Consider the following 12,609-nt stretch of genomic DNA (forward strand, 5'->3'; position numbering starts at 1 on the left):
ATGGCCGCGCCGTACCGTATTGCTGCATCAGCTTGATGCCGTGGCCGTCGAGGGCATTGAAGCGCTTGAAGGCTTCACCCTCTTCGCCATAGAACAGGCCGCCATCGGTCAACACGCCATCGACATCGAAGATCATCAGGCGGATGGCCGCAGCCTTGGCAAGTGCGAGCGCGGGCAGAGTGCTGGCGAAGGTGGGCGCAGTCATCAGATCACCTTGGCGCGGGTCAGGTCATGGATGTGCAGGGCGCCCGTGAGTACGCCGGCAGCATCGGTGACCAGTAACTGGTTGATGCGGAATTGTTCCATCAGCGCCACCGCATCCACGGCCAACTGGTCCTGGTTGATGGTCTGCGGATGGGCGTGCATGACCTCGGCGATGCTGAAGCTGGCGAAGTCCTGGCCGCGTTCCAGCAGGCGGCGCAGATCGCCATCGGTAAACACACCGAGGGGGCGGAATTGCTCATCCACCACGGCCGTCATGGCCATGCCCTTGCGCGTGATTTCCATCAGCGCCGCCGACAGCGACACATCCGGTCGCACCGCCGGAATCGCTTCGCCGCTCCGCATGACGTCGCGCACGTGGGTCAGCAGGCGGCGGCCCAGCGCACCACCAGGGTGGGAGTGGGCGAAATCCTCTTCCATGAAGCCGCGCGCATCCAGCAGCGACACCGCCAGCGCATCGCCCATGGCCAGCGTGGCCGTGGTGCTGGCCGTGGGTGCCAGGTTGAGGGTACAGGCTTCCTGCGCGACGCCGACGTTGAGGTGTACAGCGGCCATGCCGGCCAGGCTGGAGTCGTCATTGCCGGTCATGGCGATGATCACGGCCCCCATGCGCTTGATGATGGGGACGATGGCCAATAGCTCGGCGGTTTCGCCGGAGTTGGAGATGGCGATGAACACATCCTTGGGGGTGACCATGCCCAGGTCGCCATGGGCCGCTTCGGCCGGATGCATGAACAACGCGGGAGTGCCGGTGGAGGCCAGGGTGGCGGCGATCTTGCGGCCGATGTGGCCGGACTTGCCAATGCCCGAGACGACCGCGCGCCCCTGGCATTGCAGCAGAGCTTGTACGGCCAGGGCCAGCGGCTCGGTGCTGTCCTCGCGCAGGCGATTCTTCAGGGCCAGGATGGCATCGGCTTCGATCTGCAGGGTCTGGCGCGCCAGTTCGATGGCGCGACGGGCAGCCCCGGCCGAAAAAGATGCAGGCGTGGTTTTGTCATCGGTTACACTCATAACCGAAGTATAAACGAATTAGCAAAGCAAAAAACTTGCCAGATGTAAGGGAGTGCTGCTGGACTGGATGCGACATGAAGGCTTGCGTCGCGCCGCAGCATGGCTGCCAAGGGGGAAGTACGCAGCTCACATTGCTGGATATCATCGTGCATCGCCAGGATCGCAGGTATCGCTGCGGAGCGAACAACTCTTCTGTTGTATCACAGCATGTATGAATACTTCTGGCTAGTTTAATGCTTGCCCGGTGCTGCTGTACTGCGCCTTTGTGCGGGTGGCTGGCGCGTTGTTATATTGTTAATTGCATTGATAAGAAACCCAACAAGCGATGTTTTCCGGACTGGAACTGACCCTCTTCCTCCTGGCTGCGGCCGTGCTCGGCGTGGTCGCATTTCGCATGATGCAGTTGCCGCCCATGCTGGGCTACCTGGTGGTGGGCATCATCATCGGCCCGCACGGTCTGGCCTTTGCCGAGGACAATGAAACCACCCACGCCCTGGCCGAGTTCGGGGTGGTGTTTTTGATGTTTTCCATCGGGCTGGAATTTTCGCTCTCCAAGCTCTCGGCCATGCGGCACATCGTCTTTGGCCTGGGCGTGGCGCAGGTGGCCACCACCATTGCCGCCACCATGCTGCTGGCCTGGGCTGCGGCGATGTTCCTGCCACAGTTCCTCAACGTGAGCTGGCAGGCCGCCTTCGCCCTGGGGGGCGCGCTGACCATGTCCTCCACTGCCATCGTCTCCAAGCTGCTCACCGAACGGCTGGAGCTGGAAACCGAACACGGCCGCCGCATCCTGGGCGTGCTCTTGTTCCAGGATCTGGCGCTGGTGCCGCTGTTGATCGTGGTGCCGGCATTGGCCAACAATTCCGGCAGCATCATGGTCACGCTGGGCTGGGCGGTGGGCAAGGCGCTGGTGGTGCTGGCGCTGCTGCTGTTCTTCGGCAGCAAGCTCATGCGTGGCTGGTTCCGCATCGTGGTCAAGCGACGCTCGCAGGAATTGTTCATGTTGAACCTGCTCTTGATTACGTTGGGAGCGGCCTGGATCACCGAGAAGGCCGGCCTGTCGCTGGCCCTGGGCGCCTTCATCGCCGGGATGCTCATCTCCGAGACCGAGTTCAAGCACCAGGTGGAAGAAGACATCAAGTCCTTCCGCGATGTGCTCCTGGGGCTGTTCTTCATCACCATCGGCATGTTGCTCAACGTGCGCACGCTCTACGATCACTGGTTCCTGGCCTTACTGCTGCTGACCGGCCCGGTGCTGCTCAAGTTCGCCCTCATCGCCGGCCTGGCGCGGCTGTTCGGCTCCACCACCGGCGTGGCGCTGCGCGTGGGCCTGGGTCTGGCGCAGGCTGGTGAATTCGGTTTCGTGCTGTTAAGCCAGGCCGGTGGCCTCAAGCTGGTGGACCCCCTGCTCATCCAGGTGATCCTGGCAGCGATGGTGCTCTCGATGCTGGCCACGCCCTTCATCCTGGCCAAGTCCGACGCCATCGTCATGAAACTCTCGGCCAATGAATGGATGTTGCAATCGCTGGCCCTCACCCAATTGGCCACCCGCACCATGGGAGTGCAAAAGCACGTGATCATCGCCGGCTTCGGCCGCAGCGGTCAGAGTCTGGCGCGGCTGCTGGAAGAAGAGGGCATTCCCTACCACGCGCTGGAGATGGACCCGGAACTGGTGCAAGACGCCCGCAATGGGGGCGCCAGCGTCTCCTACGGCGACGCCGCCCGGCGCGAGAGCCTGGTGGCGGCCGGCATCCATCGTGCTGCCGCCCTGGTGGTGACCTATGCCAGCACCCCCTCGGCGCTGAAGGTCTTGCATCACGCCCATGAACTGGAGCCGGAGTTGCCGGTGATCGTGCGCAGCCATGATGATGCCGATCTGGAAAAACTGCTCGCCGCCGGCGCCACCGAGGTCGTGCCGGAAGCCCTGGAAGGCAGCCTGATGCTGGCCTCGCACGCCCTGGTGATGCTGGGCGTGCCGCTGCGGCGTGTGGTGCATCGCGTGCAGGATGCGCGCGACGAGCGTTATGCCTCGCTGCGTGGCTACTTCCACGGCATGTCCGATGCCGAAGCCGATGGCGTGGGCATGAATGTGCGACTGCAATCGGTGACCCTGATCGGCGGCGCCAGCGCAGTCGGGCGCACCCTGGCCGAGATCGACCTGGCGGGGCAATGCGGAGCCGAGGTCGCCATGCTGCGACGGGGCAAGCAACGGGTCGAGGCCCCCGAGCAGACCGTGCTCATGGCCGGCGACATCGTGGTCCTGCGCGGCAGCTCGGAGGCCATCCTGCGCGCCGAAAAGCGTTTGTTGAGCAAGTAGTTAGTTGGCAAAAAATTCATATCATTAGCGCGTTTCGGCCCTGTATTGCCCGGTCGAGCACAAATATCTTCATATCCTGCGCTAAAACCTATTCTCCTGGTACGAGAAATGCTAGTGTTTCCGTGCGGCAGTAAAGCGCCCCATCGGCGCCCTGCACGCATGAGGACTACGGGTTCACACAATGAGCTCGTTGTAAAGAAAACAAGAGAGAAGTCCAGGAGAAACATGTTCAGCCAATTAAGCATCAGGTCGCGCCTGATTTTCGTCATCGCTTTTCTAGCTTTGCTGCTGGTGTCCTCGGGAGTATTGGGGTTGATCAGCCTGCGTTCCACCAACGCCCAGATGCGTTCGCTCTATGAAGACCGCCTGGTGGCCTTGTCCCAACTGGAGCGCATGTCGGCCGCGCTGGATGCGGCGCGTAACGGCATTTCCACCTCCATCGTCGGCGACTCCGGTGACATCGACGCCAACATGGACAAGATCGAAAAAGCCCTCAAGGCCAATGATGCCGTCGTCACCAAATATCAGCAGACGCCGCTCTCCAGCGAGGAACGGGCGCTGCTGGAAAAGATGATCGTGCAGCGCCAGAAGTTCGTGGCCGAGGGCATCAAGCCGGCCACCGAGGCCTTGCGCAACCGCGACTTCCAGAGCGCCATCGAGCTCTATGGCGGCGTCATGCTCAAGCTCTATTCCGAGGCCCATGCCACGCTGGCGCAATTGATGGACTTGCAGCGCAGCGTCGGGCGCCAGATGCATGAACAAGCCCAGCAGCGCTACCAGAGCCTGCTGGTGATCATGGGCGTGGCCATGCTGGCCGGTCTGGTGGTGGCGCTGTTGATGGGGGTCTTGCTGGTCCGCGCCATCTCGCGCCCGTTGCAGCGCGCCGTCACGGTGGCGCAGGCGGTGGCTGCGGGCGATCTGACCCAGCGCATCGAAGTGCATAGCCAGGATGAAACCGGTCAACTGATGCTGGCGCTGCAGCAGATGAACGACAACCTGCAAGGCATCGTCGGTCAGGTGCGCCTGAGCACGGATACCATTGCCACCGCCTCCGGCGAGATCGCCCACGGCAACCTCGACCTGTCCTCGCGCACCGAGCAACAGGCTGGCGCCCTGGAGGAGACCGCCTCGGCCATGGAACAACTGACCTCCACCGTGCGCACCAATGCCGAAAACGCCCAGCAAGCCAAGCAACTGGCGCACTCGGCTTCGGAAGTGGCGGTGCGCGGTGGCCAGGTGGTGCGCCAGGTGGTCGACACCATGAGTTCGATCAACCAGTCCTCCAGCAAGATCGTGGACATCATCAGCGTGATCGATGGCATCGCCTTCCAGACCAATATCCTGGCCTTGAACGCCGCCGTGGAAGCGGCGCGTGCCGGCGAGCAGGGGCGGGGGTTTGCGGTGGTGGCTTCCGAAGTGCGTTCGCTGGCCCAGCGTTCGGCCGCCGCGGCCAAGGAAATCAAGGTGCTCATCGATGATTCGGTCACCCGTGTCGGTAGCGGCAGTGCCCTGGTGGCACAGGCCGGCGCCACCATCGATGAAGTGGTCCACAGCGTGCAGCAGGTCAGCGCCGTGGTTACCGAGATCAGTGCGGCTGGTCAGGAGCAGAGCCAGGGCATCGAGGAGGTCAACCGCGCCATCACCCAGATGGATGAAAGCACCCAACAGAACGCGGCGCTGGTGGAGCAGGCCGCCGCTGCCGCGCAAGCCATGCAGGAACAGGCTGCGCGCCTGTCGGCGGCGGTCAGCGTGTTTCGCCTGGGTGGCGCCGCGCTGCCGGTCCTGGCCGCAGGCGTGAGTGCTCAGGCGGCAGTGGCCTTGCCGGGCAAGGAAGAACTGCTGCTGCACTGAGTTCGCAGCGTTTCAATAGTGCAGGCCCGGCGCGGTGTGGCCGGGCGTTGCACGCGGTCAGGACCGGTCGGCAAATGTCAGCCTATGCGCCAGGACTTGCGCAACACTTCTCCTATTGGTGTTCACGAAACAAGATAGGAGAACGTGTTGGACAAGCCGATCACAATGCCTTCCGCGGGCCAGTCTGGACTGGCAAAGATCCTCGCCAAGTTGAGCATCCGCGTGCGCCTGATGCTGGCCATGGGTTTCCTGGCGGTCCTGCTGGTCAGTTCGGGGACGGTGGGCCTGGTGGCCATACGCGCGAGCAATCATCAGATGCGTTCGCTCTATGAGGACCGGCTGGTGGCCTATGCCTACCTGGAAGAGATCGAGTCGCTGCTGGAGGGGAGTAACAACGGTATCTACGGCATCATCACGCTGGACTCCAGTGAAGGCTGGAACCCCGATGAAATCGACCAGCGCCTGGATAAGATCGAAAAGCGGCTGGGCACGGTGGCCCCGGTCATCAAGTCCTACCAGGCCACTTACCTCACTGCCGAAGAGGCGCTGCTGCTGGATAAATTCCTCGGCTTGCAGCAGCGCTTCGTGCAAGAGGGGGTACAGCCCGCCATCGCCGCCCTGCGCAAGCGCAGTTTCCAGACGGCCGACGATATCCACGGCGGTGCCATGCGCAAGATCTGGGAGGAGACCCGCGCCACCCTGGGCCAATTGAAGGAACTGCAGATCCGCGTTGGGCGTGAGCTCTACGAAAAGGAGCAGGACGATTACGCCCGCCTCATGTTCATCGTCAGCTCGGCGATGGTAGCGGGCATCGTGCTGGCGGTGGTGGAGGCGATGCTGTTGATCCGGGCCATCTCGCGGCCGCTCGGCCAGGCGGTCGAGGTGGCGCAGGCGGTGGCCGCAGGCGACCTGAGTCGTGAAGTGATGGTGCGCAGCCAGGATGAAACCGGCCAGGTGATGCAGGCCCTCAAGGAAATGACGGCGCGCCTGCATCACATCGTCAGCACCGTGCGCGCCAGCACCGATACCATCACCAAGGCTGCGCACGACATCGCCAGTGGCAACCAGGACCTGGCGGCGCGCACCGAACAGCAGGCCGCCTCGCTGGAACAGACGGCTTCAGCCATGGCCCAGCTCACCTCTACCGTCAAGCAGAACGCCGATAACGCCAGCCAGGCCAACCAACTGGCGGCCTCAGCCTCGGAAGTGGCCACGCGCGGCGGCGACGTGGTGCGTGAGGTGGTCGATACGATGACCTCGATCAATCAGTCCTCCAACCGCATCGTCGACATCATCGGCGTGATCGATGGCATCGCCTTCCAGACCAATATCCTGGCCTTGAATGCCGCCGTGGAAGCGGCGCGTGCCGGCGAGCAGGGGCGCGGCTTTGCGGTGGTGGCCGCCGAGGTGCGCTCGCTGGCCCAGCGGGCTGCCGCCGCCGCGCGCGAGATCAAGGACTTGATCGATGATTCGGTGGACAAGGTCGGCAAGGGTTCGGCCCTGGTGAACCAGGCCGGGCAGACCATGGAAGAGGTGGTGCACAGCGTGCGCAAGGTGACCGACATGGTGGCCGAGATCAGCGCTGCCAGCCAGGAGCAGAGCAATGGCATCCAGGAAGTGGATCGTGCCATCGTGCTCATGGATAGTTCTACCCAGCAGAATGCGGCGCTGGTCCAGCAGGCCACCGCAGCGGCCACGGCCCTGCAGCAGCAGGCACAGAAGCTGGAACAGGCCCTGTGCGTGTTCCGGCTCGATGATATCAACCGTACCGGTACAGTGACCTCAGTGCCGCCAGTACAGTCGCCTCAGGTGTCCAGGGCCACATCCTCGGATGCTGCCGAACGGGTGCCCGGCAAGGGTGGGTTGCTTTTGCCGTGATAGGCAAACACTGCCGAACACTTGACCTGGTCACTGTCATTACGGCCAGCGGCATGGAACAGGCCACTATGGAACAGCACCACGTCACCCGGTTCCAGTGACAGGGCGATACCCTGCTCGAACAGGGCCTGGTTGGCCGGCACATCCGGGCGCAGGAAATCCAGTTCATCCATCTGTTCGGGCTGCAGCTTGAGCTTGTGCGAACCGGGGATGAACTTGAGCGCGCCGTTTTCGGGTGTTTCTGCGCCCAGCGCCAGCCACACCGAAATCAATTCATTGCGCGGGAAGGACCAGTAACGGATGTCGCGATGCCAGCCGGTGGCTGTGCCAAAGGCTGGATGCTTGGTCATCACGCAATTGTGGTGCGCCAGGGTGATGCAGACCGGTTCTTCCAGCAGTTGGTGCAGCATCGCCACTAATTGCGGGTCGCCGGCCCATTGGCGATACACCGGATCGCGCTGCCAGGCCGCACGCAGGCGCCGCGCGGTACGGCCGCCTTCGGCTTCCAGCGAGGCGGGGGCGCCGGCGTAGCCTACCTCGGCTTCGTATTCCAGCGGGGCGACGGCGCGTTGCAGGTGGTCCTGGGTGACGGCGAGCATCTGCTCGCGCAGATCGGCCGGGACCATGCCCGGCAACAGCAGATAACCCTGTTCGCGGAAGAAGGCGACCTGGGCGGGGGACAGCGGGTTCGACATGATGGACTTTCGGGGTTGCACGGCAAGCCGTCCATGGTGGACGGACCCGCCTCGATAGTGCGCCGGATGGCGGCCAGGAGCATGACTGTATGCTTTGGCCAGCACCGCGCAAGATACAGATGGCCTGCTTTTCTGTATCGTTTGCGCGGGCGCAAGTCCAGACTTATTTTTTTACTTCGTTTTCTTCTTCAACAGGGGCGCCAGGTACTTGCCGGTGACGCTGGCCGGGTTCTTGGCCACGTCTTCGGGCGTGCCGGCCGCCACGATGCGGCCACCGCCGGCACCGCCCTCGGGACCGAGGTCGATGATCCAGTCGGCGGTCTTGATGACGTCCAGGTTGTGCTCGATGATGGTCACCGTATTGCCCTGGTCGCGCAGGCGATGGATCACCTTGAGCAGCAGGTCGATATCGTGGAAGTGCAGGCCGGTGGTCGGTTCATCCAGGATGTAGAGCGTGCGGCCGGTATCGCGCTTGGACAGTTCCAGCGACAGCTTCACGCGCTGGGCTTCGCCGCCCGAGAGCGTGGTGGCGCTCTGGCCCAGCTTGATGTAGCCCAGGCCCACGTCCAACAGCGTCTGCAGCTTGCGGGCGATCAGCGGCACAGGTTTGAAGAACTCGTGCGCGTCTTCCACCGTCATGTCGAGGATCTCGGTGATGTTCTTGCCCTTGTACTGTACTTCCAGCGTTTCGCGGTTGTAGCGCTTGCCATGGCAGACGTCGCAAGGCACGTACACGTCCGGCAGGAAGTGCATTTCCACCTTGATGACGCCATCCCCCTGGCAGGCTTCGCAGCGGCCACCCTTGACGTTGAAGGAGAAGCGCCCGGCGCTGTAGCCGCGTTCCTTGGCCATGGGCACGGTGGCAAACAGATCGCGGATCGGCGTGAACAGTCCGGTATAGGTGGCCGGGTTGGAGCGCGGGGTGCGGCCGATGGGGGCCTGGTCCACTGCAATCACCTTGTCGAAGTGTTCCAGTCCACCGATGGCTTCGTGCGCAGCCGGTTCGGTTTGTGAGCCGTACAGGTGGCGTGCCGCCGACAGGTACAGTGTGTCGTTGACCAGGGTCGACTTGCCCGAGCCGGACACGCCGGTCACGCAGGTCAGCAGGCCCACCGGCAATTCCAGGTCGACGTTCTTCAGGTTGTTGCCGGTGGCGCCGGTGATGGTCAACATGCGCGACTCATCGCACGGCGTGCGCTTCTTGGGGACCGCAATTTCCAGCGAGCCGTTCAAATACTTGGCGGTCAGCGACTTCTTGTTCTTGAGGATGTCCGGCAGCGGGCCATGGGCGATCACGTCGCCGCCATGCACGCCGGCACCGATGCCCATGTCGACTACATAGTCGGCGGTGCGGATGGCGTCTTCATCGTGTTCCACCACCAGCACGGTGTTGCCGATGTCGCGCAGGTGCTTCAAGGTTTCGATGAGGCGGTCGTTGTCGCGCTGGTGCAGGCCGATGGAAGGCTCGTCCAGCACGTACATCACCCCGGTCAGGCCCGAGCCGATCTGCGAGGCCAGGCGGATGCGCTGGGCTTCGCCGCCGGAGAGCGTGTCGGCACTGCGTTCCAGCGAGAGATAGTCCAGACCCACGTTGTTGAGGAAGGTCAGGCGCGAGACGATTTCCTTGATGATGCGGTCAGCGATTTCCTTCTTGGCGCCGGTCAGTTTCAGGGTCTCGAAGAAGGACAGGGTCTCGCGCAGCGGCGTGGCGGCGACTTCATAGATGGCGCGCTGCTGCTTGCCGCTGCCCACCTTCACATAGCGCGCTTCCACCCGCAGGCGGGCGCCGTGGCAGGACGGGCATTGCTTCTCGTTGATGAACTTGGCCAGCTCTTCCTTGACGGCCATCGAATCGGTTTCGCGATAGCGGCGCTGCAGGTTGTTGACCACGCCTTCGAAGGTGTGCTCCTTGACCACGGTGCGACCACGCTCGTTGACGTAGGCAAACGGAATGGCCTGGCGGCCCGAACCATACAGCACTACTTGTTGCGCCTTGTCATCCAACTGCTCGAAGGGGACATCGAGGTCGAAGTCGTAGAAGGCGGCGATGCTGGTCAACATCTGGAAGTAGAACTGGTTGCGGCGATCCCAGCCCTTGATGGCGCCCGAGGCCAGCGACAGGTTGGGGAAGGCGACGATGCGCTTGGGATCGAAGAATTCGATATGGCCCAGGCCATCGCATTCCGGGCAGGCGCCCATCGGGTTGTTGAAGGAGAACAGGCGCGGCTCCAGCTCCTGCAGCGAATAGCCGCAGATGGGGCAGGCGAACTTGTTGGAATACAGATGCTCCTTGCCGCTATCCATTTCGAGTGCGATGGCGCGGCCATCGGCCAGGCGCAGCGCGGTCTCGAAGCTCTCGGCCAGGCGCTGCTTGATCTCTGCCTTGACCTTCACGCGGTCGATCACGACGTCGATAGTGTGCTTCTCGGTCTTCTTCAGCTTGGGCAGTTCATCGACTTCATACACCTTGGCCGCACCGGTGCCGCTCTGGATGCGGAAGCGCACGAAGCCCTGGGCCTGCATCTCCTCGAACAGGTCGGCGTGTTCACCCTTGCGATTGGCCACCACGGGGGCCATGATCATCAGCTTGGTGTCTTCCGGCAGCGCCAGCACGGCATCGACCATCTGTGAGACCGATTGCGCCTCCAGTGGATGCTCGGGGTGGTCCGGGCAATAGGGGGTGCCCACGCGGGCGTACAGCAGGCGCAGGTAGTCGTGGATCTCGGTGACCGTGCCCACGGTGGAGCGCGGGTTGTGCGAGGTGGCCTTTTGCTCGATGGAAATGGCCGGGGACAGGCCCTCGATCATGTCGACATCGGGCTTTTCCATCAACTGCAGGAACTGCCGCGCATAGGCCGACAGTGACTCCACGTAGCGGCGCTGGCCCTCGGCATAGAGGGTGTCGAAGGCCAGCGACGACTTGCCCGAACCGGACAGGCCGGTGATGACGATGAGCTTGTTGCGGGGGAGGTCTAGGTTGATATTCTTGAGATTGTGCGTGCGCGCGCCGCGAATGCGAATTTCTTCCATGGATGCCTTCAGCTAGGGGTTGCCTGCCCCCGCGTGCGATGACGCCTTGTGCGGAGCAGCGATGGGACAACATGTAACTATAACAGGACTGCGAATGGCCGGCAGGCGGGCTGCAGCGGCAGGAGACCCAGGTGGGAACACATCGGCCAATTGAAAGCGGGGCAATGGAAAAAGCCTCGGGTTTGACGCCTGGATGCCGCAGTCAATCGCTGAGGGCAGGCATGAAAAAGCCGGCGCATGGCCGGCTTGCTCCTCCCAGCTCTGGCCCGGCTTGGTTTAGCCGGCGCGCTGGTAGATCTTGAACAATTGTCCATCATCGCCGTCGCGACGGCCTTCCCAGAACAGGATCCAGTGCCCGCGGGGGCGTCGGTGGGCACCGGGCGTTTCCTGGATCACCCAGCGGCACTGGGTCTTGCGGTGGCCATCCACGGGCTGGTGCAGGATGCCGGTGTAGTAATACAGCATCGGCGCTTCCGACTCACCCAGGCCCTGGCTGGCCATGCAGTCACCCTCGCGCCAAGCCGGGCCGATCTTGGCCTTGAGATCGGCGTAGACATATTCATAGCTCTTGCCGTAATCGGCCCAGGGCAGCAGCAGCGTGAAGGCCAGGCCCCACATCAGCGTGATGCCGCCAAACCAGGAAAACGCGCCGCGCCATTTGCCGGCCAGGCGCAGCAGACCCAGCGAGCCTATCCACAGGATGCTCATGCTGCCGGCGGCCAGCAGGGCCAGCGGCTGGATGGGGGTGACGAAGTCCAGCGGCAGCCACTTGCCCATGAAGGCGATGGCCTGGTGTTGCTCGGCCGGCAGGGTGGAAATGAAGTAGGTGGCCCAGATGCCGATGGCCAGCAAGCCAAAGCCGAGCCGCGAAAGCCAGTCCCAGGCCAGGTGGAAGCCATCGGGCAGGCGCGGCAAGGCACGCGCGCCCAGCATCGCCAGCGACAGCAGGACCGGCAGCAGATACAACTGGCGCGCCGTGGCCGAGCTTTGCAGCACGGCCAGGCTGATGGCGCCGAAGGCCAGCGGCAGCGCCACGCGCGCGCTGCGGACCTGGCGCCAGTCGCCAGTGGCTAGCGCCAGCAAGGCCAGCAGCGAGCCGGGCAGGGCGAAACCGGCCAGCGCGCGCAGCACCACGGTGTGGTCATTGTCCGAGCCCAGCTTGTTGACCGAGAAGCCGAAGAAGCGGCCGACGTTGTTGTCCCAGAACCATTCCATGAACAGCGGCATCGAGTGCTGGGCCAGCAAGGTCGGCCAGATCACGAAGAAGGGCAGCGACACCAGCACTGCCGCGCCTACCATCTTCCAGTAGGCGCGCGTGCGGCAGGCCGGCACCATGGCACCCACCGCCATGGCGGTGGCAGCAAAGGTCAGCGGCACGAACAGCCCCTTGGCCATCATGGTGATGCCCACGCCCAGGCCGAACCAGAAGGCGGCTGACCAGGCCGGCGTGCGGCGCTCTTCATTCACGGCCACGGCCAGCAGGCCATAGGTGGCCATGGCGCCGCCGGCCACCAGCGCCACGTCGGTAAACATGTCATGGGCGTGTTTGACCATGCCGGGCGCACCCGCGAACAGGGCCAGCGGGCCAGGACCGGCAGGTCATCA

The 12,609-nt window shown here is 63.5% G+C and carries 7 protein-coding genes and 1 pseudogene; 3 read left to right on the forward strand and 5 right to left on the reverse strand.

What is annotated here, in order from left to right:
* Both I5W_RS00875 and I5W_RS00880 read right to left on the reverse strand, forming a co-directional pair.
* Positions 1-205, reverse strand: a pseudogene (locus tag I5W_RS00875) (phenylphosphate carboxylase subunit delta); the annotation flags it as partial.
* Positions 205-1,233 carry a KpsF/GutQ family sugar-phosphate isomerase gene (locus I5W_RS00880; protein ID WP_044527839.1) on the reverse strand — a complete coding sequence of 343 codons (1,029 nt, stop codon included), beginning with the start codon at positions 1,231-1,233 and terminating at the stop codon, positions 205-207. The gene I5W_RS00880 and the pseudogene I5W_RS00875, both read right to left, overlap by 1 nt.
* A 325-nt stretch (positions 1,234-1,558) precedes the next feature.
* On the opposite strand from I5W_RS00880, the gene I5W_RS00885 reads away from it, so the two are divergent.
* The 3 genes from I5W_RS00885 to I5W_RS00895 all read left to right on the forward strand — a co-directional run bounded on the left by I5W_RS00885 (position 1,559) and on the right by I5W_RS00895 (position 7,279).
* On the forward strand, positions 1,559-3,550 hold the full coding sequence (locus I5W_RS00885; protein ID WP_017452543.1) for a cation:proton antiporter domain-containing protein: 1,992 nt from the start codon (positions 1,559-1,561) through the stop codon (positions 3,548-3,550).
* A gap of 225 nt (positions 3,551-3,775) precedes the next feature.
* The gene (locus tag I5W_RS00890; RefSeq protein ID WP_044527840.1) at positions 3,776-5,401 is read left to right on the forward strand and encodes a methyl-accepting chemotaxis protein; all 1,626 of its coding nucleotides are present in this window, start codon (positions 3,776-3,778) and stop codon (positions 5,399-5,401) included.
* Between the two features lie 165 nt (positions 5,402-5,566).
* Positions 5,567-7,279: a methyl-accepting chemotaxis protein gene (locus tag I5W_RS00895; RefSeq protein ID WP_044527841.1), complete on the forward strand. Its 1,713-nt coding sequence runs from the start codon at positions 5,567-5,569 to the stop codon at positions 7,277-7,279.
* On the opposite strand, the gene I5W_RS00900 is transcribed toward I5W_RS00895, so the two are convergent.
* The 3 genes from I5W_RS00900 to I5W_RS00910 form a co-directional block, all read right to left on the reverse strand.
* On the reverse strand, positions 7,207-7,974 hold the full coding sequence (locus I5W_RS00900) for a phytanoyl-CoA dioxygenase family protein (protein ID WP_017452540.1): 768 nt from the start codon (positions 7,972-7,974) through the stop codon (positions 7,207-7,209). The genes I5W_RS00895 and I5W_RS00900 overlap by 73 nt on opposite strands.
* A 171-nt stretch (positions 7,975-8,145) precedes the next feature.
* A complete protein-coding gene (gene uvrA / locus I5W_RS00905) occupies positions 8,146-11,004 on the reverse strand; it encodes an excinuclease ABC subunit UvrA (RefSeq protein WP_017452539.1) in 2,859 nt (952 codons plus the stop codon).
* Between the two features lie 276 nt (positions 11,005-11,280).
* A complete protein-coding gene (locus I5W_RS00910; RefSeq protein WP_199901687.1) occupies positions 11,281-12,558 on the reverse strand; it encodes an ArnT family glycosyltransferase in 1,278 nt (425 codons plus the stop codon).
* Positions 12,559-12,609: the final 51 nt, after the last annotated feature.

Origin of the sequence: Herbaspirillum sp. B65 (assembly GCF_000333555.1) — a bacterium.
Lineage (GTDB): Bacteria > Pseudomonadota > Gammaproteobacteria > Burkholderiales > Burkholderiaceae_D > Herbaspirillum > Herbaspirillum rubrisubalbicans.

Coding starts and splice junctions, on each gene's coding strand:
- I5W_RS00900 (WP_017452540.1), bottom strand. CDS start 7,974: ATGTCGAACCCGCTGTCCCCCGCCCAGGTCGCCTTCTTCCGCGAACAG.
- uvrA (WP_017452539.1), bottom strand. CDS start 11,004: ATGGAAGAAATTCGCATTCGCGGCGCGCGCACGCACAATCTCAAGAAT.
- I5W_RS00895 (WP_044527841.1), top strand. CDS start 5,567: ATGCCTTCCGCGGGCCAGTCTGGACTGGCAAAGATCCTCGCCAAGTTG.
- I5W_RS00885 (WP_017452543.1), top strand. CDS start 1,559: ATGTTTTCCGGACTGGAACTGACCCTCTTCCTCCTGGCTGCGGCCGTG.
- I5W_RS00880 (WP_044527839.1), bottom strand. CDS start 1,233: ATGAGTGTAACCGATGACAAAACCACGCCTGCATCTTTTTCGGCCGGG.
- I5W_RS00890 (WP_044527840.1), top strand. CDS start 3,776: ATGTTCAGCCAATTAAGCATCAGGTCGCGCCTGATTTTCGTCATCGCT.
- I5W_RS00910 (WP_199901687.1), bottom strand. CDS start 12,558: ATGGTCAAACACGCCCATGACATGTTTACCGACGTGGCGCTGGTGGCC.